The organism is Nonomuraea sp. NPDC050478 (assembly GCF_044458265.1).
GTDB lineage: Bacteria > Actinomycetota > Actinomycetes > Streptosporangiales > Streptosporangiaceae > Nonomuraea > Nonomuraea ferruginea.
Map to the genome: position 1 here is coordinate 1,233,484 of NZ_JBITHT010000002.1, position 22,548 is coordinate 1,256,031.

Sequence of the window (22,548 nt, forward strand, 5' to 3'; positions counted from 1 at the left end):
CGTCAAGGGGGTGGCGCGCAGGTCCAAGACCGGGGCCGCCGCGATCCGCAGACTGGTCCCATGCCCGCGAGAACGCGGGAACCCCCTGACGAGGATGGAGTCCGGTCATGCAGCTCTTCGTGAACCTGGCGGTCAAGAATCTCGACCGCTCGAAGGAGTTCTTCACCGCGCTCGGTTTCGCCTTCTTCGGCATGGCCGACGACATGGCGTCCGTGATGATCAACGACGGCGCGCAGGTCATGCTGCTGACCGAGCCGGTGTTCGCCGGCTACGCGGCCAGGGAGCTCGCCGACCCGGCCAAGACGACCGAGGCGATCCTGGTCATCGGCCTGGAGAACCCGGCCCAGGTGGACGAGCTGACCGAGAAGGCCGTCGCCGCCGGCGCCACCCCGCTGGGCCCGCCCCGGCAGGACGACTTCCGCTACCAGCGGGCCTTCGCCGACCTCGACGGCCACCACTGGGAGGCGCTCTGCCTGGCGCAGCCGGCCGGATGAGCACCGTGACGCTGACGGGCACGGCGGTCTCGGCCGACGGGACCGCCATCGCCTACGACCGCCACGGCTCGGGACCGGCCGTGGTCCTGGTGCACGGCGCGTTCACCGGCAGGGGCCACCCCACGCTGGCGGGCGTGGCGGCGGGGCTGGCGCCGTGGTTCACCGTGTACGACTACGACCGGCGCGGGCGGGGAGGCAGCGGCGACACCTCCCCGTACGCGGTGGAGCGCGAGATCGAGGATCTGGCCGCGGTCGTCGGGGCGGCGGGCGGGCGGGCGATGGTGTTCGGCGGGTCGTCGGGCGGCGCGCTGGCGCTGGAGGCGGCGGCCCGGCTGCCGGAGGTCACCAAGCTGGCGGTGTGGGAGCCGCCCTACCACGTGACCGCCGACGCCCCCGTGCTGCCGCACGACTTCGCCGCCCGGCTCGACGCCCTGGTCCGGGAGGGGCGGCGGGGGGACGCGGTCGAGCTGTTCATGGTGGCGGCGGCCGAGGTGCCGCGGGAGGCCGTGGCGCTGATGCGGGCCGACCCGTCCTGGGCGGAGGTGGAGGCCGTCGCGCACACGCTGGCGTACGAGGCGGCCGTCATGGGGCCGGGCAACGCGCTGCCGGCCGCCCGGCTCGCCGAGGTCACGCAGCCGGCGCTGGTCATGAACGGCGACGCCGGCCCGGCGTGGATGGCGGCGGCCGCGCGGGCCGTGGCGGGGCGCGTTCCCGGCGCCGTCCACCGGGTGCTGGAGGGGCAGGCGCACGCCGTGGCCCCGGAGGCCCTGCTGCCCGAGCTGCTGGAGTTCTTCGTGGTGGCGTGACCCCGGCCGCCGGGTCGCCGACACTGTGATCGTGGACTTCGACGACGTGATCAGCGGGCTGGACCTGCGTACCAAGGTCAGGATGGTGACCGGCGCCTCCATGTGGGCGCTGCACCCGGTGCCGGAGATCGGCCTGGACCGCCTGGTGATGAGCGACGGGCCGATCGGCGTGCGCGGCGAACGGTGGAGCGCGGCCAGCCCGTCGATCGCGCTGCCGAGCCCCACCGCCATGGCCGCCACCTGGGACGTGGGGCTGATCCGGCGGGTGGGGCGGCTGCTCGCCCAGGAGGCCCGGCGCAAGGGCGTGCACGTGCTGCTCGCGCCGACCGTCAACCTGCACAGGTCGCCGCTGGGCGGGCGGCACTTCGAGTGCTTCTCCGAGGATCCGCACCTGACGGGCGAGGTGGCGGCCGCGTACGTGGAAGGCGTGCAGGAGGGCGGGGTGGCGACCACCCCCAAGCACTTCGTGGCCAACGACTCCGAGACCGAGCGGTTCACGGTCAGCGTCGAGGTGTCCGCGCGGGCGCTGCGCGAGCTGTACCTGCGGCCGTTCGAGCGGGTCGTCCAGGCCGGCGCGTGGGGTGTCATGACGGCCTACAACGCGGTCGGCGGCGTCACGATGAGCGAGCACGCCGATCTGGTGCACGGGGTGCTGAAGGGCGAGTGGGGCTTCGACGGTCTCGTGGTGTCCGACTGGACGGCGGTGCGCACCACCGAGGCCGCCGCGCTGGGCGGCACCGACGTGGCCATGCCGGGCCCGCTCGGGCCGTGGGGCGACAAGCTGGAGGAGGCGGTGCGCGCGGGGCGGGTGCCGGAGTCGCTGATCGACGACCGGGTGCGCCGCGTGCTCCGCCTGGCCGAGCGCACGGGCGCGCTGAGCGGGCCGCCGCCCGCCGCGGCCGGTGAGGTCATCGACGGGGTGGCGCTGGCGCGTGAGGTGGCCGCGCGGAGCTTCACCCTCCTGAAGAACGACGGGCCGCTGCTTCCGCTGTCCGGCGTGCGGTCCGTGGCGCTGATCGGGTCGGCGGCCAGGGAGGCCAGGGTGATGGGCGGCGGCAGCGCCCAGGTGTTCCCCGCCCGCTTCGTCTCCCCGCTGGACGGCCTGCGCGGGCGTGACGGCGTCGAGGTCCGGTACGCGCGGGGCACCGATCCGCGCGTCCGCCTGTCCCCGCTGGCGGTCCCGGCCACCGCGGCCTTCCTGGACGCCGGCGGCCGGGTCCTGGCCGAGCATCCGCTGCCGGCGGCCGAGGGGCGCTGGATCGGCGAGACCCCGCCCGGAGTGGACGCCGACCGGCTCGCGGCGGTCCGGCTGCGCGCCGCGTACACGCCGGAGACCGGAGGGCGGCACGAGCTGTCGGTGGCCGGCGCGGGCGCGTACACGCTGTCGGTGGACGGCCGGGTGCTGCTCGACGAGACGCTGACCCCCGGCGGTGACGACCCGGCCGCGCTGCTGTCCCCGCCGGAGCGGCGGGTGACCGCCGACCTGGACGCGGGCGTCACGTACGAGCTGGAGGTCCTGCACCGGACGGCCGGGTTCCGGGGGATGGTGTTCATCGTGTGCGTGCTCGGCCACGCCGAGCCGTCGCCCGGCGAGGACGAGCTGTTCGCCGAGGCGGTGCGGGTGGCGGCCGGCAGCGACGTGGCCGTGGTGGTGGCCGCCACCACGCCGGAGGTGGAGAGCGAGGGCTTCGACCGCGGGGACCTGGTGCTGCCGGGCCGCCAGGACGAGCTGATCGCCGCGGTCGCCACCGCCAACCCGCGCACCGTCGTGGTGGTGAACGCGGGCTCGCCGGTGGAGATGCCGTGGCTGGACTCGGTGGCGGCGGTGCTGCTCACCTGGTTCCCGGGGCAGGAGGCGGGGGCGGCGCTGGCGGACGTGCTGTTCGGCGACGCCGAGCCGGGCGGGCGGCTGCCGACGACCTGGCCCGCCCGGCTGGCCGACGCGCCGGTGGTGAACGTGACTCCGGACCGCGGTGTCATGGTCTACGACGAAGGGCTGTTCATCGGGTATCGGGCGTGGGAGCGGAGCGGGCGCGCGCCGGCGTTCTGGTTCGGGCACGGGCTCGGTTACACCACCTGGTCGTACGACTCGATCTCCGGCGGGAGCGGGTCGGTGACCGTGCGCGTGACCAACACCGGCGGGCGGCGCGGCCGGGAGGTCGTGCAGGTCTACGCCGCGCCGGTCACGCCCGATCCGGAGCGTCCGGCCCGGTGGCTGGCCGGGTTCGCGGTGGTGGAGGCCGAGCCGGGGCAGAGCGTGAGCGCCGTCGTGGACGTGCCGGACCGTACGTTCGAGGTCTGGGACGGGCGGGGGTGGCGGGTCGCGTCCGGGGAGTACCTGCTGGAGGCCGCCCGCCACTACGCCGACCGGAGGCTGTCGGCGACGGTCAAGGTCTGAGAGTCAGGATTCGGCAAAAAGATCGCGGTCGCGGCGAGGCTGCCTGGCGGCCGCGTTCTCCGTCCTGTCCGGTTCGTTTGTATCCTTCCTTCCATGGCGAAGTCCAAGGACCCAGAGAAGCCGGGGCGCATCAAGCAGCTCCGCATGATCGCGCAGATCATCAAGCAGTCCAATCCCAAGGGGATGCCGATCGTCTTCCTCTCGGCGGTCGGCACGCTGGCTGTGGTGGTCGTGATCGGTCTGGTCACGGACTATCTGTGGTATTCGATCTTCCTGGGCATCCTGCTGGCGTTCACCGTCGGCCTGGTGGTGTTCGGGCAGCTCGCGCAGCGGGCGCAGTATTCGCTGCTGCACGGCCAGACCGGCGCCGCCGCCGCCGTGCTGCAGGGCATGCGCGGCAACTGGCAGGTAACCCCGGCCATCGCCGTCAACCGCGACCAGGACCTGGTCCACATGGTGGTGGGCTATCCGGGCGTCATCCTGGTGTCCGAGGGGCCGGGCAACCGCACGGCCCGCATGCTCGCGGCGGAGAAGAAGCGCATCGCCCGCGCGGTGCTGGGCGTGGAGATCTACGACATCCAGTGCGGTGACGGCGAGGGCCAGGTCCCGCTGGCCAAGCTGCAGCGCCACATCATGAAGCTGCCGCGCAACCTGAAGAAGCCCTCGGTCAACGAGGTGAAGGACCGTCTGCGGTCCCTGCCGAAGAACATGCCGATGCCCAAGGGTCCGATGCCCAAGGGCGCCCGCATGCCGCGCGGCCCCAAGATGCGCTAGTGCCGTCCCTGTCGTCGCGGGCCAACCGCGGCTGGTGGGACGGCAACGCCGACGACTACCAGGCGGAGCACGGCGCGTTCCTCCGCGACGCCGGCTTCGTGTGGTGCCCTGAGGGCGTCGACGAGGCCGACGCCCGGCTGCTCGGCGAGGTGTCCGGGCGCGACGTGCTGGAGATCGGCTGCGGCGCCGCGCAGTGCGCCCGCTGGCTGGTGACGCGGGGTGCGCGGGTGGCCGCCTTCGACCTGTCGCGCGGCCAGTTGCTCCACTCGCGCCGCATCGACGAGGAGACCGGCGTGCGGGTGCCGGCGGTCCAGGCCGACGCCGAGTCGCTGCCGTTCGCCGCGGAGAGCTTCGACGTGGCCTGCTCGGCGTACGGCGCGCTGCCGTTCGTGGCCGACCCGGCGGCGGTCCTGCGCGAGGTGCGCCGGGTGCTGCGGCCGGGCGGCCTGTTCGTGTTCTCGGTCAGCCACCCGATCCGGTGGGCGTTCCCCGACGACCCGGGCCCGCGCGGGCTGACCTCCGACCGCTCCTACTTCGACCGCAGCCCGTACGAGGAACGCGACGAGCACGGCACCCTCACCTACGCCGAGCACCACCGCACCATGGGCGACTGGGTGGGCCTGCTGGCCGCCTCCGGGCTCGCCATCACCGGGCTGCTGGAGCCCGAGTGGCCCGAGGGGCACGACCGGGTGTGGGGCGGCTGGAGCCCGTTGCGCGGCCGCCACCTGCCCGGCACCGCCATCTTCAGCTGCGCGCGTATCTAGCGGCCATGGCGTGGAAGGCCGCCTTCGGCTCCCAGCGCGTCTCGTCGAGCATCCTGACGACGCCGTACGAGCCGAGGTCGGCCTGATCGTCCCGGCCGATCCTGGTGAAACCGGCGAAGGTGAACCACAGGGCGGTCTCGACGCCCTCCTGCTCGAAGACGTCGAGCAGCTCGTGGAGATAGCGGACCTGCTCGTCCTCGTCGGGCACCGCGCCTTCGGGCACCAGGTAGGCCGAGCCGCCCCGCTCGCCGGCGCCGCGGTAGGCGCAGGTGCCGAACTCGGTCACGGCCACCGGCTTGCCCTGCCCGGAGCGGGCGCGCAGCTCGTCGCGGAAGGTCTCGGCGTTGTAGGCGGCGCGGTAGGCGTCGAGGCCGACGACGTCGAACGGGGTCCAGTCGACGAACTCCCAGGGCGCGGAGGCGTAGGTGATCCTGCCGCCGAACAGCGGCCGGACCGTGGCCGCGACCTCGGCCAGGTAGGAGTCCAGGCGTTCGGTGATCGCCGGGATCTCCCTGCTCCACCATTCGGGGGACGCCTCGGTGAGTGATCCCAGGCGCTCGCCGTACGTCTCCCCCGGCATGAACCCGGACAGGAAGGCGCTGGCCTCGCAGCCCGCCACCAGCACCACCTCGGCGCCGCCCGCGCGCAGCTCCTCCGCCTTCGTGGCGCACTCCGCCAGCATCGGCAGGGTCTCCTCGGGGGTGAGGTCGACCGGGAACGGCGCGTACCAGACCTCCAGCCCGGCGGCTGCGGCCTCCTCGGCGGCGACGGCGAGGCGGGCGGGGTCGCCGCCGGAGACGCGGACGGCCCGGCAGCTCAGCTCGCGGGCGATCACCTGGAGGTCGCGCCGGACGGTGTCCCGGTCGAAGGCCTTGCGGCTGCGGTCGGGCTCGGGCAGGAAGCCGGTGTCATAGTTGATGCCCTTTTTCATGATTTGTCCTTACCAATACCGTCTTGGAGTTGGTCGAAGGCGAGCTCCACGTCGGAGGCGAGCATCCGGCCCGCCTCCTCCAGCGGCGTCCCGGACGCCAGCCGCTGGAAGAACGACTCCTCGACCGTGGTGATGACGGCGGTGATCTGGGCGGCCATGAGCTGCGCGGCCGTCTCCGAGCCGGCCGTGTCCCGCAGCGCGGCGGCCAGCTCGTGACGCTGCCCCATGTGCGCCTGGTAGACGCCCGCCATGAGCACCGGCGTGGACGCGATGACCCTGACCTGGGCGAGCATCCGGCCGACGTCGCGGGGACCGTCGGCGGCCAGCGCGGCGTAGTGGGCGCGCAGCGCGTCCAGGGGCGTCTGGCCGGGCGGCCGCCGGGCCACGATCGAGGCGAGGTCGTCGTGGATGCCGTCGAGAGCCAGGCAGTCCTTGCTGGGGAAGTAGTTGAACAGGGTGACCTTGGCGACCCCGGCCGCCTCGGCGATCTCGCTGACCGTCACCGCGTCGTACCCGCGCTCCGCGAACAGCTCCAGCGCGACGCCCGCGATGCGCCGCCGGGTCTCTTCCTTCTTGCGCTCGCGCAAACCCGCCATCATCATGACGGCAGCGTAAACCGTACTCAGTACAAAAGTAAACCCGGTACGGTTTTCACATGCGGACGACCACGGTGTTCGACACGCGGTCGTGCAGGCCGCGGTGGTCGCGGTCGAAGATCAGCGCCGGCAGGGCCAGCACGAGCAGCACCGTGCGCACCAGCACCGGGAACAGGCGGGGGTCGCCGCCGTCCATCGCCGCCACCCGGATGCCGGCCAGCCGGTGGCCGAACGTCTGCCCGAGGAACCCGACCAGCACGACGTACTGCACGGCGAACACGATCGCGGGCACCCACGGCTGCTCTGCCGTGCTGATCCCGAGCAGCAACTGCGTGATCGCCCACGTGCAGATCATCCAGTCGATGACCAGGGCGGCGATCCTGCGCCCCCAGCCGGAGACGGACCCGCTGCCCTCCTCCGGCAGCCCGAGGCGCTGCCCCGGATAACCGAGATCGACCCCGGCGGACCGGAGCCCGCCCAGCCAGGTCTGCGTCCACCGCGGCTCGTTGCTGCTCATGTGTCAAAGGTATCCGCCGGTGGGGGCGGTCGGGATCGTGACCCGTCCGCGCTTCCGTGACGCGGGTGGTCCGGCGCATGATGGAGGCCATGCCGTACGGGGACGACTTGGACGCGCGCTTCCACGAACTGGTCGCGCAGTTCAGCGAGGAGGAGCGGCGCAGGCTGAGCGCCGCGGCGAGCAAGGGCGCCCGCCCGCGCCGGCGCCGGCGCGTGGGACGGGTCTGGTACGCGTTCGCGGCCGTGCTGGCGGTGGTCGTGGCGGCCCTCCTGATCGTCGCCGTCCGCCCCGACCTGCTCTCCCCCGCCCCCGAGCCGGCCGCGGAGTCGCCGTCACCGGTCCTGCGCGCCCACGTTCCGGGCCCTTCTGGGGACGTGAACGCCGCGTAACACATGCGAAACAATCGAGACACCATGCGGAAACGGCCGCGCCGTACCTTCACGGGTGATAGCCCGTCCCCAGGGAGGTTCGAGAGTGTTCAACTCCGCCGACGACGTCCTGAAGTTCATCAGGGACGAAGGGGTGCAGTTCGTCGATGTCAGGTTCACCGACCTGCCGGGGACGACTCACCACTTCACCTTCCCGGTCGAGAACTTCGGCGCGAACGTCTTCTCTGACGGCCTCATGTTCGACGGCTCGTCGATCCGCGGTTTCCAGGCGATCCACGAGTCCGACATGCTGCTCCTGCCGGACCCGTCGTCCGCCGTGGTCGACCCGTTCCGCCAGCACAAGACGCTCAACATCAACTTCTTCGTGCACGACCCGCTGACCGGCGAGGCCTACAGCCGCGACCCGCGCAACGTCGCCCGCAAGGCCGAGGAGTACCTCAAGGGCACCGGCATCGCCGACACCGTCTTCTTCGGGCCCGAGGCCGAGTTCTACATCTTCGACGACGTCCGCTTCGAGACGAAGTCCAACGCGGGCTACTACTACATCGACTCCATCGAGGGCGCCTGGAACACCGGCAAGGCCACCGAGGGCGGCAACCTGGGCTACAAGCCGCGCTACAAGGGCGGCTACTTCCCGGTGCCGCCGATGGACCACTTCACCGACCTGCGCTCGGAGATGGTCCGCAACCTCATCGAGTGCGGCATCGACGTCGAGATGCAGCACCACGAGGTGGGCACCGCCGGTCAGGCGGAGATCGACTTCAAGTTCGGCACGCTGCTCAAGACGGCCGACAACCTGATGCTCTACAAGTACATCATCAAGAGCACGGCCATGGAGTACGGTCACACCGTCACGTTCATGCCCAAGCCGATCTTCGGTGACAACGGCTCCGGCATGCACTGCCACCAGTCGCTGTGGAAGGACGGCTCGCCGCTCTTCTACGACGAGGTCGGCTACGCGGGCCTGTCCGACACAGCCCGTTACTACATCGGCGGCCTGCTCAAGCACGCCCCGTCGCTGCTGGCCTTCACCAACCCGACGGTCAACTCCTACCACCGGCTGGTGCCGGGCTACGAGGCGCCGGTCAACCTGGTCTACTCGCAGCGCAACCGCTCGGCCTGCGTCCGGATCCCGATCACGGGCTCCAACCCGAAGGCCAAGCGCATCGAGTTCCGCGTGCCCGACCCGTCCTGCAACCCGTACTTCGCCTTCGCCGCCATGCTGATGGCGGGGCTCGACGGCATCCGCAACAAGATCGAGCCGCCGGAGCCCGTCGACAAGGACCTGTACGAGCTCCCGCCGGAGGAGGCCCGCTCGGTCCCGCAGGTGCCCGGCTCCCTCACCGACGTGCTCAACGCCCTGGAGGAGGACCACGACTACCTGCTCGAAGGCGGCGTCTTCACGCCCGACCTGATCGAGACGTGGATCTCCTACAAGCGCGAGAACGAGGTCGACCCGATCCGGCTGCGCCCGCACCCGCACGAGTTCGAGCTCTACTACGACGTGTGATCGGTTACCGCGCGGTGAGCTGCACGCTCACCACGCGGTTTCCGTTTGGTTCCCGCCATCGCCGCGTTCAGTCGTGGTCGGGAAAGACCAGCTCATCGCGCGTAGCCACCTCTTCGGCGGGGGGCGGCTCGATGTGGATCGCGTCGCCCCAGCCGGAGAACCGCACATCGGCGGTCGTGAGGCTGCGGTCTTTGACGTTCCAGGGGTATTCGGGCTCGTCATACCGCGTCTGGCACCTGCGTACGAGCTGATCCGGACCAAGCCACAGCCGCCACTTCACGGGCAACTTGGTGTAGCTCGCGTAGCGTCCTGTGGGCTTCTCGAAGTCGCCCACCCATAGACGCGGATTCAGCTTGTACAGCTTGCCGATGGTGGTGCTGCCCTCGTAGAGGGTGGTGCGGGTGCCGTCGTAGACGCCGGCGGGCCGCTTGGCCGTCGTGGTGGACAGCACGTGCCGGAGAGTGGCGGGATCGCTCAGCCTGATCTTCCCGCATTCCAGGTACAGCTCGTTCCTCTCGGTGTCCAGAATCCAGGACTTGCCCTCCGGCAGGTAGGCAGGGCGGTCGGGGTACCAGCCGTAGGAACGAGCCGGGAAGACGACGGCCCGGGAGGCACCGTCGGCTGAGGGCTTCGAATGGCGGAGATCGAGGGCCACGATTCCACCGCCACCGAACCTGTAGACGGCCCGCGATCGGCGGGTGACGTGGTCCTTCTTCGGACCCCAGACAATTCGGTAGACCGAACTCGCCCGCACCCCGCCATGACCGTCGAGCTGCCGCTTCAGCGCCGCGACCGGATCTGGACGGGTGACGGCTCCGGCGTGCGGGCCGATGACCGTGATCGATGCTGTCAGCACGAGAACCAGCCCGATCGTCCGGCGACCCATGCTCATGCACTCCCCGCTCGATTCCGTGCCGTCCGGAACGGAGGCTGTGGGAGATCGTCGCGATCGAAGATCTCAACGCTGTCACGGACGGATTCCGGCGGAGCCCGCAGGTCGGTGACTCCTCGTCTGACAGTGGTTGATGGCGCCGCGCGAAAATCGTTGATCCTTACGAGGCCGACAGGTAGCGTCTGCGATCAGTGGCGATCACTTGTTCGAATTTTCGCCATCTGTCCGGCCCGCAGATCTGGAGATGCGAGATGAAGCGAACACTGAGTCTATTAACTGTCGGCCTGCTGGTCTCCGGTCTGGTGACCGCACCGGCCGGGGCCTCCAGCGTGGTGACCGATCCTCTGGCCTCTTCCCAAGCGACCGCTGCTGAGATCGCGACGTTCTGGCTCGGCGACGGCGGCGCCCATCTGATGAGCGCCACTCCGTACAGCGTCCAGACCGCCGTCGACAACGTCCTTCCCATCGGCGGCATCCCCGCGGACACCAAGCCCGGCACTGTCCCGCCGACGCCCCCGTCCACCTCCGATCCGGCGAAGGCCAAGGCGCCCGGCACCTCGGGCAAGGTGTTCTTCGTCGGCGCCGACGGTCAGCCGCACTGGTGCACCGGCACCGCCGTGCAGTCGCAGTACCGCAACCTCGTGGCCACCGCAGCGCACTGCGTGTACGACACCCAGCGTTCCTACGCCACCCTCGACAAGTGGGTCTTCGTTCCCGGCTACTCCGGTGGCACGACTCCATGGGGTCTCTACGTCGGAAAGCAGGTTTCCGGCCATTACGACTTCACCACCTACGACGACTACGACCGCGACTACGCTTTCGTCAACGTCTACGGCGGCGTCGTCTCCTCTGCCTCAGGCGGGTTGACCAACTTCGGAAGGCTGGTCGACAACGTCGGCGGACAGGGGCTGGCCTGGAGCCAGCCGCTGGGCTCCCCGGTCGACGTCTTCGGCTATCCCGCCGGCCCTCATCCCGACGGCACCCGGCCGTACACGGGTGAAACCATCGAATCGTCGAGGGGTGACACAAGCGCCGTAAGGGTTCCCAGCTTGAAGGCGGAGGAACTCATGGCCGTGGATTCCCGGTTCACCGGTGAAGGGGCTCTCGGCTCCTCCTGGCTGTTGCGTTATGACAAGGCCAGCCGCATGGGGTACCTCAACGGCATCACCATCAGCGTCGCCGACACCGATGGCAGCCTGCGTTACGACACGAGCTTCTCTCCCTACTTCGACGGCGAACTGGCCGGCGTCTACTCCGCCGCCGGCGCTGTGTGGACCGGCTCGGTCCTGCCCGCGTAACGGACCCTGACGGCCAGGTCCACGGCATTCGGAAGGCCATCGAGGGCGCGATCGATGGCCTTCCGCGTCGTCCGGCCGCGTCGTGCTGCCGGACCCTGTCAGACCTGCTTGAGGAAGCCCGCGTCCACCGCGAGGTCCGCGCCGGTCGTGGCGGCCGAGCGGGGCGAGGCCAGCAGGGCGATCGCGTCGGCGACCTCCTGGGGGTCGACCAGCCTCGGGATCGACAGGTTCATCATCTCCGGCGCCAGCCGGTCCAGCACGGAGTCGCGGTCGGCGCCCGCCTGTCCGGCGATGATGTCGGCCGCGCCGCCCTCCTCGGTCCACCACGCCGTGCGCACCGGTCCAGGAGAGACGGTGTTGACGCGGATGCCCTGGGGGGCGTACTCCTCCGACAGCGCCTTGGTCACGTTGTTCAGTGCCGCCTTGGCCGCGCTGTAGTCGACGTTCATCGGGGCGGGGAGCCGTGCGGAGCCCGACGAGACGTTGACGATCGAGCCGCCGCCGCGCGCCAGCATCGGCGGGATGGCGGCCCGGACGAAGCGCACCACCGCGAACAGGTTGAACTCGAACATGGCCCGCCAGTCCTCGTCGGCGGGGGCCATGAAGGAGAAGCGCGGCAGGGCAACCCCGGGCGGCGGGCCACCGGCGTTGTTGACCAGGATGTCGAGCCCGCCGAACTCCTCCACGGCCCGCGCCACGGCCTGGCCGGGCGCTTCGGGGTCCATCAGGTCGACCGGCACGTGGAGCAGGTCGCCGCCCAGTTCCGCCAGCTCGGGGCTGGTCTTGCGGGAGACTGCCACGACACTGGCCCCCTCGCCGAGCAGGGTGCGGGTCACGGCCAGGCCGATGCCCTTGGACGCGCCGGTGACGATCGCGACGCGGCCGGAAAACTGCAGATCCATAGGTGCTCCTTCGCCGTAGGGGCCCTCCGGACGAGCGGAGGGTTTCCATCGCGGAACACGCTAGGCGCGGGCCCCGACGCGGGCTGGCGACGTTCGGACCGGTGTCTCCGGCGGGCTTCGGAACCGGAATCCCCCCGCTCAGAGGCCGTAACGGCCGAGCACGTCCCGCTTGCGGCCGGTGAGGAACTTGCGGGCCATCCGGCCGGTGGTGAGCCAGGCGATGACATCGCCGTTCCCCGTGCCGGCCAGCATCCTGCCGACCAGGTACGGCGCGACCTCGTCGACGTGGTCGCAGAGGATGTTGAGGAGCTTGCGCTGCTTGGCCACCTGCTCGGGGGCGGCGGCGGCCTCGCGCAGCCAGCCCTCCGTGATGAGCATGCCGGGGCTGACCTGCCCGACCCGTACGCCGGTGCCCGCGACCTCCTTGGCCAGCGCCCGGGTGAAGGAGTCGAGGCCGCGCTTGGTGGCCGAGTAGACGCCCATGCCGGGACGGATCCGGCCGTCGCTGCCGCCGCCGAGGATGTTGAACACCTGGCCGCCGCCCTGAGCGAGCATGCCGCGTACCGCGACCTGGGAGCCGTAGACGGTGCCGAGCATGTTCGTGGTGACCATCGCGCGGACGTCGCCGGGCGCGGTCTCGACGATGGGGCGGGTGGTGTTGGCGACCCCGGCGTTGTTGATCCACAGGTCCACGCCGCCGAGGGCGTCCACCGCGGTGGCCCACAGCTTCTCGACCTGCTCGGGGTCGGTCATGTCGACGGCGCACCCGTGCACGGCCGCGCTTTCCGCCGCCTCCGGGCGCAGTCGCGCCACGGCCTCGTCCACCGCCGCCCTGGTACGGCCCGACACGACCACGGAGTGCCCGCGCCGGAGCAGTTCGCGGGCGAGAGCGAACCCGAGCCCTTTGGTGCTGCCGGTGACGACTGCCTTCCGCATGGCCGCTCCCTGGAGGGTGGGGAATCGGTGTTGATCTTACGCCGCCGCCTTCTCCTCGGATAGACCTGAGACGAGACGTTGCGTCTTGAAGGACGTGACGCTACTCTCTCATGAGACGGATCGTCTCGTCTCACTGGAAGCGAGGAGGTGGGCCTCATACGTACCGCTGCCCAACTGTCACTGGCCGAGATCACGAAGCGTTACGACACCCGCGTCGTCCTGGACCGCGTGTCGTTCGCCGTCAAGCCCGGCGAGCGGATCGGGGTGATCGGCGACAACGGGTCGGGCAAGTCCACGCTGCTCAGGCTCATGGCGGACGAGGAACAGCCGACCAACGGTGAGCTGGTGGTCGTCGCGCCCGGCGGCGTCGGATACCTGCCGCAGACGCTCGCGCTGCCGCCGCACGTGACCGTCGCGGAAGCCGTCGACCTGGCGCTGGCCGACCTTCGGGAGCTCGAAGCCCGCATGCGGGCGGCCGAGCGGTCGCTCGGGGAGGAGTCCTCTCCGGATCTGGACGTGTACGCGGAGCTGGTGGCGGAGTTCGAGGCCAGGGGCGGCTACGAAGCCGACGTCCGGGTGGATGTCGCGCTGCACGAACTCGGGCTGCCCGGGCTGGACCGGAGCCGCCCGCTGGGCACGCTGTCCGGCGGCGAACGCGCCAGGCTGGCTCTGGCCGCCACGCTGGCGTCCGACCCCGAGCTGCTGCTGCTCGACGAGCCGACCAACGACCTGGACGACCGGGCCGTGTCCTGGCTCGAACAGCGCCTGCGCGCCCATCGGGGCACGGTCGTGGCGATCACGCACGACCGGGTGTTCCTGGAGCGGGTGACCACCGCCATCCTGGAGGTCTCCGGCGGGCAGGTGCGCCGCTACGGCGACGGGTACGCCGGATACCTCGCGGCCAAGGCCGCCGAACGCGCCGCGCAGGCGCGGGCCCACGAGGAGTGGAAGACGGAGCTGGACCGGCATGCCGGTCTGGTGGCGGCCAACGCGGGCCGGTTGGCCGTGATCCCGCGCAAGACGCCCAAGGCGGGCATGGGCACCGGGACGTGGCGTGCGCGCTCGCGTACCCACGGGGCCTCCCGGCGCATCCGCCAGTCCCAGCAGCGGCTGCGCCGGCTCACCGACCACCCGGCGCCGCCGCCGCCCGAACCGCTGCGCTTCACCCCCACCCTCGCCGCCGCGGGTGCCCGCCAGGGTGCGGAGGTGGCCGCGCTCGACGGCGTGGTGGTGGCGGGACGGCTCCAGCTCGACTCCCTGACCATCAGGGCCGGCGAGCGCCTGCTCGTCACCGGCCCGAACGGGGCCGGCAAGACCACGCTGATGCACGTGCTCGCCGGCGAACTGCTGCCCGACGCGGGCGAGGTACGACGAAACGGCCGCGCCGGACTCTTCCGCCAGGACGACCCGGACACAGACGCACGGCGGACAGAACGGTTCGGGTCCTTCCGCGAGCACATTCCGGACGACGGTGACACGCGGCGGACCAGGGATGTGCTGGTGAGGGCCGAATGGACCGTGTTGCGGGCCTATGCGCACGGGCGGGCCGGGAGTCTGGATGAGCACGCGGACGCGCTGCTGGCTCTGGGGCTGTTCGGGCCGGCCGACCTGGGGCTGCGTCTGGGAGAGCTGTCGTATGGGCAGCGGCGCAGGGTCGAGCTGGCGCGGCTGGTGAGCGAGCCCGTGGACCTGCTGCTGCTCGACGAGCCGACCAACCACCTGTCGCCGATGCTGGTGGAGCAGATGGAGGAGGCGCTGGAATCGTTCCCCGGCGCGCTGGTGGTCGTGACGCACGATCGGCGCCTGCGGGCCGGGTTCACCGGCTCCCGTCTGGAACTCGCCGACGGCGTGCCGTCATGACGCCCGGATGTCAGTCGTCGGCGGCGACCAGGAGTGACAAGGTCCCGGCGGTCCGATCGACGAGGACCAGCTCGTGGAAGTCGATCTGGACCCCGCCCCAGTCGTGGAACGCCCCACGGCCGAGGTCCTTCAGCCGGTACCGCTCGGTGGCGTCCGCGAGCAGCGGGTGGACCTCGTCCTCCAGCCGGGCGGACAGAGCCGCCGGAAGCGGCCCGAACTGGTCCGCCCAGCCGCGCAGAACGGCGTGCGCGGCCGCCCCGTCGACCTGCTCGTACGCGGCCGGGCTCAGGTTCCGCAGCCAGTAGGGGCCGTGCCGGAGCCCCGCGGCCTCGGCTCCTCCCCCGGCGTAGTCGTCCCGGTACTGCTCATGCCCGACCAGGTCAGCCAGGAGACGGTCGCCGGCGACGTCCCGGCGGGACAGGCCGAACCGCTTGACGTCGATCCAGCGGAACGCGTGGTCCTCGAAGGGGAACGCGCTGAAGTTGATGAAGATCTGATCCCTGTACGTGAGCGTCCCGTCCGTCACGCCGGAAACGATAACGCGGGGCGGTCACGGCGCGGGTCTGCCGTACATCGAGAAACGCAGGTAGCCCCCGACAGCGGCGGCGAGGAGCGCGCCCGGCCCCCAGAACACGCACGCGGCCAGCCCTTCCAGCGGCGAGGCGAGGGTGACATCCGGTGGACGATCGCAGGCCGGTTCGCCTTCGCCGAATGGGGTGCCTGGGTGCCGGAGTGCTCCTGGCCGATCTGGGGCGCCGCGCCGGCCGCTGCCGCCTGCGGCGCGAGGCCGACGCGGTGGGTGGTCGGCGCGTTGCCCGATGGGCGCGCGGGTGCCGATCCGGCACGTCGTAGCCGCCGGCCGCCCGTGGGGGATGCCCGCCTTGTCGCGTCTCGGCTCAGGGCTCATTCGTGCTTTCGCCCTGTGCGACTCGCGGTGGTGTCGAAGACAGGATCGCCGCGATGCCGCGTACGAGGCGGTCGGTGAGCAGTCCGGCGGGATCGCGCCAGGCGAGGGACCCGGCCTGCGGCGTGACCCGGGCATGCAGCGTCCGGAAGGCGAAGCGGAAGTCGGCGTGCTGGTGCGAGGGCACACCCCTGGCGGGGTCGGCGGGGATCTCGTGGACCTCGATGTCCACAGGGACGGCCTCGGCCGGGACGACGACCTCCGCCCGGGGAACACCCGTCCCCGCTTCCAGCTCGCGCAGGGCGGCGTCGCACAGGCTGTCGTCCGAGGGCTCCACGTGGCCGCCGGGCAGGAGCCAGCGGTCCTGCGCGCTGTGGCGGATCATCAGCACCCGGCCGGAGCCGTCGATCGCGATGGCGCTGGTGGTGACGTGCAGGGGCAGGGTCTCGCGCGAGGCGAGGTCCTGCTCGCGGTCGAGCGCCTGCGCCAGCATGACGGCGTCGGCGGCGCGGCCGGGGTGAGCGCCGAGATAGCGCGTCAGCACGGCGACGATCTCCCTGCGGGTCACGGTCATGGCCCTATGGAAGTGGGTCGGCCGGGTGCCCGCAATCGACTGCCGGACAGTGGCGGAAAGCTCCCACATGCCCGTCGTGCCACTTCTGACACGGAATCTTGCTTATGGTCAAGGGGTGGGACGAACGACCCCAGCAGCGCTGATCCGGTAGAGGACGTGCGGGCGGAGCGGGTGGCCTTCCGGGATCATGCTGTGGTCGAAGTCGTCGGCCGGGTCGCGGGTCATGCCGAGCCGCCGCATCACCGCCTGGGAGCGCACGTTCAGGACGGCCGTGATCGACACGATCTCCTCCAGCCCGGCCTCGCCGAACCCGTGAGCGAGCGCCCGCCGGCCGGCCTCGGTGGCGTAGCCGTGTCCCCACGCCGAGCGGGCCAGCCGCCAGCCCACCTCGACGGCGGGCGTGAACGGCGCCTCGAACGTCTGCAGGGCCAGCCCGGCGAACCCGATGAACTCCCCCGTCTCCCGCACCTCCAGCGCCCACAACCCGTACCCGTGCTCGTCGAACCGCTGCTCGATCCGGTCCACGAGGGCGTCGCTCTCGGCCCGGGTCATCGGGGCGGGGAAGTGTTCCATCACCCGCGGGTCGGCGTTGAGCGCCGCGAACGGCTCCCGGTCGCTCTCCCGCCACCTGCGCATGATCAGCCGCTCGGTCTCCATCCCCGACACCCTAGCGACGGGAGCGGATGCCGGTGATGCGGCGCAGGACGTCCCACCAGAAGGGGGCGCCGAACAGCAGCGCCACGTACGTCAGCAGGAAGCCTGGCCAGTGGCTGGGCGTGGTGAGGCGGTCCCACCAGGCGCCGCCGTTCCAGTGGAAGGACGGCTCGCCCTCGGCGGGGACCGCCATGCTGACGATCGCGTTGTCGAGCACCTTGACCAGCGCGGGCTGGCTGAGCGTCTCGGTGACGCACGGCACCGGGTCCGACTGCTCGCACTGCGCCTTCAACTCGCTGTACGCGTCAGGACCCGCTTCGGTGACGGCCGTGACGGTGGCGCGATAGGCGTTGTCACGCAGCAGCGTCTTGCCGTACTCCAGCCCGTCCACGGTGAACAGCAGCGTCACCACCAGCGCGAGCAGGGCGAGCACCCACTTGACGTACCGCTTGTAGAGCATCGACAGCCGCTGCATCTCGCTGTCGAACCAGCGTTCGACGCCTTGGCGGAACCGGTCGAGGTCGCGCTGGGCGGACTCCCACACACCCTGGAGATGGCCGTAGAGCGGGCTGCCCGTGGCCCTGAGCTTCTCCAGGAGCCCTTCGACGCCGCCCGGCTCGCTCGCGGCCAGCTCCATCATGGCCATCGAGAAGCGCCCCGGCGGCAGGTCGGCGATGCTGGTGCGGCCCCGGATGGGGTGGTCGATCTCCCGTACGCGCTCGTACAGCAGACCAGTGAACCCGTCCGCGCCGGCGGGCGCGCCGGCCGGCACGGCGGCGGGCACCGCCGGGGCGGGCCGGCTTTCGTGCTCGGGCCGCGGGTCGCGGGCGAACGGCAGCGCCGCGAACACCTCGCGCAGGCCCGACGGCAGCCACGAGCGGCCCTTCGGCGCGTCGTCGTCGAGCGTGTCGCGCAGGTAGGCCCAGAGGAACTTGCTGCGGATCGCCAGCAGCCGCACGATGGCCTCGTTCAGCCCGCTGACGAGCAGCGACAGCAGGAGGAAGGCCAGCACGAGGCCGAGCGCCAGATCGATGTAAGCGGATAACAAGCCGATCACCCCGCGCCTTGATACACCCTGCGCCGCGCGGCCGCAACGGAAAGACTCAGTCTCCGTAGAAGACGCGCTCGACGACCTGGCGGGCGCGGCGGGTGACGCGGCGGTAGTCGTCGAGGAAGTCCTCCGACCCGTCGGCCGGGTAGCCGAGGGCGCGGGCGAGGTGGCGGCGCTCGCGCGCGCTCGCCGGGACGCTGTCGCCGGGCCGCCCCTTCACCAGCATGATCGCGTCCCTGACGCCGGATGCGCACCGCCAGGCCTCGGCCAGGACCGTCTCGTCGGCCGCGTCGAGCAGCCCTTCGGCCACGGCGGCGCGCAGCGCCTCAAGCGTGCGGGTGGTGCGCAGGGAGGGCAGCGCGCCGGCGTGGCGGAGCTGCAGGAGCTGGGCCACCCACTCCACGTCGGACAGGCCGCCGGGGCCCAGCTTGGTGTGCAGGGCGGGGTCGGCGCCGCGCGGCAGCCGCTCCGCCTCCATCCGCGCCTTGAGCCTTCTGATCTGCCGTACGGCGTCGTCGGTGATGCCGCCGGCCGGGTAGCGCAGCTCGTCGACCATGGCGATGAACGCGGCGCCGAGCCCGGCGTCACCGGCGGAGAACCTGGCGCGCAGCAGCGCCTGCGACTCCCACGGCGACGACCAGCGGGCGTAGTAGGCGCGGTAGGAGGCGAGGGTGCGGACCAGCGGCCCCTGCCTGCCCTCGGGGCGCAGGTCGGGGTCGATGAGCAGCGGCGGGTCGGGCGCGGGCAGGGCGAGCAGCCGGCGCACCTCGTTGGCCACGGCGAAGGCGGCGTCGGTGGCGTCGCGCTCGGCGGCGCCCTCCAGCGGCCGGTGGACGAACATCACGTCGGCGTCGCTGGCGTAGGAGGACTCCATGCCGCCGAGCCGGCCCATGGCGATGATCGCGAACCGGGTGGGCAGCTCGCCGCGCCGCTCGGCCGACACCTTGCCGATGGCCGCGTCGAGCGCGGACTGGAGGGTGACGTCGTTCAGCGCGGACAGCGCCACGCCGACCCGCTCGATGTCGATCAGCCCGGCGACGTCGGCCACGGCGGTGCGGAACAGCTCGCGGCGGCGCAGCGCCCGGACGGCGGCCACCGCGGTCTCCGCCTCGTCGGTGTAGCGGGACACGGCGGCGGACGCCTCGCCGAGCAGCGCCTCGGGCGGGCGGACGGCCAGGTCCTCGTCGCGGCCGAGCAGCGCGACCGCCTCGGGGGCGTGCGTGAGCAGCTGGGTGGCGTACCGGCTGGTGCCGAGGACCCGCGCCAGGCGCTGGGCGACGGCGGTCTCGTCGCGCAGCAGCCGCAGGTACCACGGCGTGGCGCCGAGCTTGTCGCTCACCTGGCGGAAGCCGAGCAGCGCGGCGTCGGGGTCGGGCGTGTCGGCGAACCAGCCGAGCATGACCGGCAGCAGCGTCCGCTGGATCGCCGCCCGCCGGGACACGCCGCCGGCCAGGGCGGCGATGTGGCGCAGCGCGCCCTCCGGGTCGACGTAGCCGAGCGCGCCGAGGCGGGCCTCGGCGGCGGAGGTCGACAGCCGCGCCTCGGTCTCCGGCAGGCGGGCCACGGCCTGCAAAAGCGGCCGGTAGAACAGCTTCTCGTGCAGGCGGCGGGCCTGGCTGGCGTGCCGCCTCCACCGGGTGGTGAACTCGCCGACCGGGTCGGCCTGCATGCCCAGCGCCCGGCCGAGCCTGCGCAGGTCGGCGGGGTCCTCGGGCAGCACGTGGGTGCGGCGCAGCCGGTGGAGCTGGAGCAGGTGCTCCACCTGGCGCAGGAACGTGTACGCCTCGGCCAGGCCGCGCGAGTCGTCGCGCCCGACGTACCCGCCCCGCGACAGGGCGGCCAGCGCGGGCAGCGTGGCGCGGCGGCGCAGCAGCGGGTCGAGCCGGCCGTGCACGAGCTGCAGCAGCTGCACCGCGAACTCGATGTCGCGCAGCCCGCCGGGGCCCAGCTTGATCTGCCGCTCCCCCTCGGCCAGCACGTGCGCCTCCACGCGGCGGCGCATGGCCTGGACGTCCTCGACGAAGTTGTCGCGGGTGGCGGCCGACCAGACGAGCTCGTTGACCGCGCCGACGTACTCCTGCCCCAGCTCCAGGTCGCCGGCCACGGGCCGGGCCTTGAGCAGCGCCTGGAACTCCCACGTCTTGGCCCAGCGCCGGTAGTAGGCGAGGTGGCTGGCGAGGGTGCGCACCAGCGGGCCCGACCGGCCCTCGGGGCGCAGCCCGGCGTCCACCTCCCACAGCGACCCCTCGGCGGTGGCGGCCGAGCAGGCGCGCATCATGGCCTGGGCGAGCCGGGTGGCGGTGCGCAGCGCCTTGGTCTCGTCGGCGCCCTCGCGCGGCTCGGCGACGAAGACGACGTCCACGTCGCTGATGTAGTTGAGCTCTCTGGCGCCGCACTTGCCCATGCCGATCACGGCGAGCCGCGCGTCGTCGGTGTCGACCTCGGTACGGGCGATCGCCAGCGCGGCTTCCAGGGCGGCGCCCGCGAGGTCCGAGAGCTCGGCGGTGACCTCCTGGAAACCGGCCTGGCCGGTGAGGTCGCGGGCGGCCAGGTGGGCGAGCCTGCCGCGGTAGGTGATCCGGAGGCTGGCGAGCGCGTCGGAGCTTGTGGCGCGCGGCTCGGGGTCGCCGGGGTCGGCGCCGACGGCGCGCAGCAGCTCCGCCCTCGCCTCTCCGAGTCCGGGCAGGGCCAGCGTGTCGAGCTGGGCGGGGTGGCGTACCAGGTGCTCTCCCAGGGCGGCGCTGACGCCGAGCACGGCGAGCACCCGTTCCCTGAGCGCGCCGTCGGCGCGCAGCCGGTCGAGGACGGCGGGCTCGCGCTCGGCGAGCCTGGTCAGCGAGGCCAGCGCGAGGTCGGGGTCGGCGACGCCGGCGAGGGCGTCGAGCAGGTCGCCCAGCTCCACTCCTGCCTGCTCCACCAGGCGGGCGGCGGTGGCGGCGTCGGCGAATCCGAGTCTGGCGAGGCGGGCGGCGGTGGACTCGATCCTGGGCACCCCTCCAGTTTGACAGGCCCGCCGGGCGGCGGCCTAGGATAAAACGCAACGGTGCGTTGCGTTTGGGGAGGTTTCGTGGTGGAGAGGGTGCCGGCGACGGTGACGTGGGGGCTATTCGCGGCGTGGGTGGTGCACGACGCGGAGGAGCTGGCGACCATGGCCCGATGGTCACGCTCGGCCCGGCCGCGGCTGGAGCGGCTGTTCCCGCCGGTGCCGTGGGAGCGGCTGGAGGTCTCGCAGGCGCACGTCACCGTGGCGATCGGGCTGATGGGCGCGGTGATGGCGGCGGCGTCGGCCGAGGGCGCCCGCACCGGCGGGCGCAGCCCGCTGTTCCAGGCGGCGCTGGCGGGTTTCGGCGCGCACGGCGTCGTTCACCTGGCGCAGGCGGCGCTCACCCGCGGTTACACGCCGGGGGTGGTGACCTCGCCGCTGGTGGTGATCCCGTTCTCGGTGTGGGCGTGGCGGCGGCTCAAGGCCGCGGGCGTGCCGGTGGACGCCGGACCCCCGGCGTCGCTCGCCGCCTTCCCTGTGCTGGCCGCCGCCGTCCACGGTCTCGCCCACGCCCTCACCGGCCGCGGGCGGACCCGGATCAGGCGCCCTGGGCGGGCGTGAGGGGGGCCGCGTCCGCGTGGGCGCGGACGCGGGCCGCGAAGGCCCGCGCCATCGGGCGCCAGGTGGACTCCAGGGCGGGCGCCGCGGCCCGCACCTGGTCGTCGAGGTGTTCCAGGCCGGTTCCCGCGGTCCACGAGGCGAAGATGTCCGGCGTGGCCTCGGGGTGGAACTGGACCGCCCAGGCCTCGCCCAGCCGGTAGGCCTGGTTCGGGTAGCGGTCGCCGGTCATCAGCGGCACCGCGCCCTCAGGCAGCCGCGTCATGGCGTCCCGGTGATACTGCACGGCGACCGCGCGCCCGACGCCCGCCAGCAGCGGGTCGGCGGCCGCGGCGGGCAGCGCGACGACCTCGCACGCGCCGGCCTCCAGCCCGTCGCCGCCCCGCTCCACGGTGCCGCCGCAGGCCATGGTCAGCAGCTGGGCGCCGAGGCAGACGGCCAGCGTGGGCGTGCCGTCCTCGACGGCCCGGCGCAGCAGCGCGCGGGTGGCCGGCTGCCAGGGGCAGCGCTCGTCCTCCCACGCGGCGGCCTCGCCACCGAGCACGATCAGCCCGTCCGCCGCCCGCTCGGGGATCTCCTCCCCCAGGTACGGCCTGACGACGTCGCAGGGCAGCCCCAGCCAGCCGGCCAGGTAGCCGAGCGGAGCGTCGGCCTCGTTCTCGATCACCGTGATGCGCATAGCACCTAATGTAAAGCC

General features: G+C 72.3%; 22 protein-coding genes. 10 read left to right on the forward strand and 12 right to left on the reverse strand.

Annotated elements, in window-relative coordinates; all coding sequences use genetic code 11:
• Positions 1-107 precede the first annotated feature (107 nt).
• From ACIBF7_RS13750 to ACIBF7_RS13770, 5 genes are all read left to right on the forward strand, one after another.
• Entirely contained in the window at positions 108-494 is a 387-nt protein-coding gene (locus tag ACIBF7_RS13750; RefSeq protein WP_397197196.1) for a VOC family protein, read from the forward strand.
• Entirely contained in the window at positions 491-1,300 is an 810-nt protein-coding gene (locus ACIBF7_RS13755; RefSeq protein ID WP_397197197.1) for an alpha/beta fold hydrolase, read from the forward strand. The genes ACIBF7_RS13750 and ACIBF7_RS13755 overlap by 4 nt, the downstream gene beginning before the upstream one ends.
• Positions 1,301-1,331: 31 nt before the next feature.
• Positions 1,332-3,698 (forward strand): beta-glucosidase, encoded by a 2,367-nt coding sequence (locus ACIBF7_RS13760; protein ID WP_397197198.1) that lies wholly within the window; start codon positions 1,332-1,334, stop codon positions 3,696-3,698.
• 93 nt (positions 3,699-3,791) lie between these two features.
• The gene (locus tag ACIBF7_RS13765) at positions 3,792-4,472 is read left to right on the forward strand and encodes a DUF4191 domain-containing protein (RefSeq protein WP_271278495.1); all 681 of its coding nucleotides are present in this window, start codon (positions 3,792-3,794) and stop codon (positions 4,470-4,472) included.
• Positions 4,472-5,236 (forward strand): class I SAM-dependent methyltransferase, encoded by a 765-nt coding sequence (locus tag ACIBF7_RS13770; RefSeq protein ID WP_397197199.1) that lies wholly within the window; start codon positions 4,472-4,474, stop codon positions 5,234-5,236. The genes ACIBF7_RS13765 and ACIBF7_RS13770 overlap by 1 nt, the downstream gene beginning before the upstream one ends.
• Here ACIBF7_RS13770 and ACIBF7_RS13775 read toward each other — a convergent pair.
• From ACIBF7_RS13775 to ACIBF7_RS13785, 3 genes are read right to left on the reverse strand one after another with little or no spacing between them, the layout of a single operon-like run.
• Entirely contained in the window at positions 5,217-6,167 is a 951-nt protein-coding gene (locus ACIBF7_RS13775; protein WP_397197200.1) for a hypothetical protein, read from the reverse strand. The genes ACIBF7_RS13770 and ACIBF7_RS13775 overlap by 20 nt on opposite strands.
• A complete protein-coding gene (locus ACIBF7_RS13780; protein WP_397197201.1) occupies positions 6,164-6,769 on the reverse strand; it encodes a TetR/AcrR family transcriptional regulator in 606 nt (201 codons plus the stop codon). Before ACIBF7_RS13780 ends, ACIBF7_RS13775 begins: the two co-directional genes overlap by 4 nt.
• A gap of 49 nt (positions 6,770-6,818) precedes the next feature.
• A complete protein-coding gene (locus ACIBF7_RS13785; RefSeq protein ID WP_219544697.1) occupies positions 6,819-7,280 on the reverse strand; it encodes an RDD family protein in 462 nt (153 codons plus the stop codon).
• An 89-nt stretch (positions 7,281-7,369) separates the two neighbouring features.
• Here ACIBF7_RS13785 and ACIBF7_RS13790 point away from each other — a divergent pair, with 89 nt between their 5' ends.
• Both ACIBF7_RS13790 and glnA read left to right on the forward strand, forming a co-directional pair.
• A complete protein-coding gene (locus ACIBF7_RS13790) occupies positions 7,370-7,669 on the forward strand; it encodes a hypothetical protein (RefSeq protein ID WP_219544698.1) in 300 nt (99 codons plus the stop codon).
• Between the two features lie 85 nt (positions 7,670-7,754).
• The gene (gene glnA / locus ACIBF7_RS13795; protein ID WP_148032849.1) at positions 7,755-9,179 is read left to right on the forward strand and encodes a type I glutamate--ammonia ligase; all 1,425 of its coding nucleotides are present in this window, start codon (positions 7,755-7,757) and stop codon (positions 9,177-9,179) included.
• A gap of 67 nt (positions 9,180-9,246) precedes the next feature.
• Here glnA and ACIBF7_RS13800 read toward each other — a convergent pair whose 3' ends face one another.
• Positions 9,247-10,071 carry a hypothetical protein gene (locus ACIBF7_RS13800; protein WP_397197202.1) on the reverse strand — a complete coding sequence of 275 codons (825 nt, stop codon included), beginning with the start codon at positions 10,069-10,071 and terminating at the stop codon, positions 9,247-9,249.
• A gap of 191 nt (positions 10,072-10,262) precedes the next feature.
• Here ACIBF7_RS13800 and ACIBF7_RS13805 point away from each other — a divergent pair, with 191 nt between their 5' ends.
• Positions 10,263-11,369: a trypsin-like serine peptidase gene (locus ACIBF7_RS13805; RefSeq protein ID WP_397197203.1), complete on the forward strand. Its 1,107-nt coding sequence runs from the start codon at positions 10,263-10,265 to the stop codon at positions 11,367-11,369.
• 98 nt (positions 11,370-11,467) lie between these two features.
• Here ACIBF7_RS13805 and ACIBF7_RS13810 read toward each other — a convergent pair whose 3' ends face one another.
• Together ACIBF7_RS13810 and ACIBF7_RS13815 are read right to left on the reverse strand one after the other, a co-directional pair.
• On the reverse strand, positions 11,468-12,271 hold the full coding sequence (locus tag ACIBF7_RS13810; RefSeq protein WP_148032851.1) for an SDR family NAD(P)-dependent oxidoreductase: 804 nt from the start codon (positions 12,269-12,271) through the stop codon (positions 11,468-11,470).
• A gap of 138 nt (positions 12,272-12,409) precedes the next feature.
• The gene (locus ACIBF7_RS13815) at positions 12,410-13,207 is read right to left on the reverse strand and encodes an SDR family oxidoreductase (RefSeq protein ID WP_271278502.1); all 798 of its coding nucleotides are present in this window, start codon (positions 13,205-13,207) and stop codon (positions 12,410-12,412) included.
• A gap of 156 nt (positions 13,208-13,363) precedes the next feature.
• On the opposite strand from ACIBF7_RS13815, the gene ACIBF7_RS13820 reads away from it, so the two are divergent.
• On the forward strand, positions 13,364-15,067 hold the full coding sequence (locus ACIBF7_RS13820) for an ABC-F family ATP-binding cassette domain-containing protein (protein ID WP_397197259.1): 1,704 nt from the start codon (positions 13,364-13,366) through the stop codon (positions 15,065-15,067).
• A gap of 10 nt (positions 15,068-15,077) precedes the next feature.
• Here the strand turns inward: ACIBF7_RS13820 and ACIBF7_RS13825 are convergent, their stop codons facing one another.
• The 5 genes from ACIBF7_RS13825 to ACIBF7_RS13845 form a co-directional block, all read right to left on the reverse strand.
• Complete coding sequence (locus tag ACIBF7_RS13825; protein WP_397197204.1) at positions 15,078-15,593, reverse strand: hypothetical protein; 516 nt, start codon at positions 15,591-15,593, stop codon at positions 15,078-15,080.
• A gap of 370 nt (positions 15,594-15,963) precedes the next feature.
• Positions 15,964-16,545, reverse strand: a complete 582-nt coding sequence (locus ACIBF7_RS13830; protein ID WP_397197205.1) for an NUDIX hydrolase — start codon at positions 16,543-16,545, stop codon at positions 15,964-15,966.
• A gap of 108 nt (positions 16,546-16,653) precedes the next feature.
• On the reverse strand, positions 16,654-17,202 hold the full coding sequence (locus tag ACIBF7_RS13835) for a GNAT family N-acetyltransferase (protein WP_397197206.1): 549 nt from the start codon (positions 17,200-17,202) through the stop codon (positions 16,654-16,656).
• A 10-nt stretch (positions 17,203-17,212) separates the two neighbouring features.
• Positions 17,213-18,256 carry a hypothetical protein gene (locus ACIBF7_RS13840; protein ID WP_397197207.1) on the reverse strand — a complete coding sequence of 348 codons (1,044 nt, stop codon included), beginning with the start codon at positions 18,254-18,256 and terminating at the stop codon, positions 17,213-17,215.
• A gap of 46 nt (positions 18,257-18,302) precedes the next feature.
• Positions 18,303-21,242 (reverse strand): bifunctional [glutamine synthetase] adenylyltransferase/[glutamine synthetase]-adenylyl-L-tyrosine phosphorylase, encoded by a 2,940-nt coding sequence (locus ACIBF7_RS13845; RefSeq protein ID WP_397197208.1) that lies wholly within the window; start codon positions 21,240-21,242, stop codon positions 18,303-18,305.
• 75 nt (positions 21,243-21,317) lie between these two features.
• Between ACIBF7_RS13845 and ACIBF7_RS13850 the strand changes: the two genes are divergently transcribed.
• Positions 21,318-21,854 (forward strand): HXXEE domain-containing protein, encoded by a 537-nt coding sequence (locus ACIBF7_RS13850; RefSeq protein ID WP_271278507.1) that lies wholly within the window; start codon positions 21,318-21,320, stop codon positions 21,852-21,854.
• On the opposite strand, the gene ACIBF7_RS13855 is transcribed toward ACIBF7_RS13850, so the two are convergent.
• A complete protein-coding gene (locus ACIBF7_RS13855; protein WP_397197209.1) occupies positions 21,832-22,530 on the reverse strand; it encodes a type 1 glutamine amidotransferase in 699 nt (232 codons plus the stop codon). The two genes, ACIBF7_RS13850 and ACIBF7_RS13855, sit on opposite strands and share 23 nt — an antisense overlap.
• Positions 22,531-22,548: the final 18 nt, after the last annotated feature.

Excerpts from the sequence above, each read along its gene's own strand:
- ACIBF7_RS13750 (WP_397197196.1), top strand. The coding sequence starts at position 108 with ATGCAGCTCTTCGTGAACCTGGCGGTCAAGAATCTCGACCGCTCGAAG.
- ACIBF7_RS13755 (WP_397197197.1), top strand. The coding sequence starts at position 491 with ATGAGCACCGTGACGCTGACGGGCACGGCGGTCTCGGCCGACGGGACC.
- ACIBF7_RS13765 (WP_271278495.1), top strand. The coding sequence starts at position 3,792 with ATGGCGAAGTCCAAGGACCCAGAGAAGCCGGGGCGCATCAAGCAGCTC.
- ACIBF7_RS13775 (WP_397197200.1), bottom strand. The coding sequence starts at position 6,167 with ATGAAAAAGGGCATCAACTATGACACCGGCTTCCTGCCCGAGCCCGAC.
- ACIBF7_RS13780 (WP_397197201.1), bottom strand. The coding sequence starts at position 6,769 with ATGATGATGGCGGGTTTGCGCGAGCGCAAGAAGGAAGAGACCCGGCGG.
- ACIBF7_RS13785 (WP_219544697.1), bottom strand. The coding sequence starts at position 7,280 with ATGAGCAGCAACGAGCCGCGGTGGACGCAGACCTGGCTGGGCGGGCTC.
- ACIBF7_RS13790 (WP_219544698.1), top strand. The coding sequence starts at position 7,370 with ATGCCGTACGGGGACGACTTGGACGCGCGCTTCCACGAACTGGTCGCG.
- ACIBF7_RS13800 (WP_397197202.1), bottom strand. The coding sequence starts at position 10,071 with ATGAGCATGGGTCGCCGGACGATCGGGCTGGTTCTCGTGCTGACAGCA.
- ACIBF7_RS13810 (WP_148032851.1), bottom strand. The coding sequence starts at position 12,271 with ATGGATCTGCAGTTTTCCGGCCGCGTCGCGATCGTCACCGGCGCGTCC.
- ACIBF7_RS13815 (WP_271278502.1), bottom strand. The coding sequence starts at position 13,207 with ATGCGGAAGGCAGTCGTCACCGGCAGCACCAAAGGGCTCGGGTTCGCT.
- ACIBF7_RS13830 (WP_397197205.1), bottom strand. The coding sequence starts at position 16,545 with ATGACCGTGACCCGCAGGGAGATCGTCGCCGTGCTGACGCGCTATCTC.
- ACIBF7_RS13835 (WP_397197206.1), bottom strand. The coding sequence starts at position 17,202 with ATGGAGACCGAGCGGCTGATCATGCGCAGGTGGCGGGAGAGCGACCGG.
- ACIBF7_RS13855 (WP_397197209.1), bottom strand. The coding sequence starts at position 22,530 with ATGCGCATCACGGTGATCGAGAACGAGGCCGACGCTCCGCTCGGCTAC.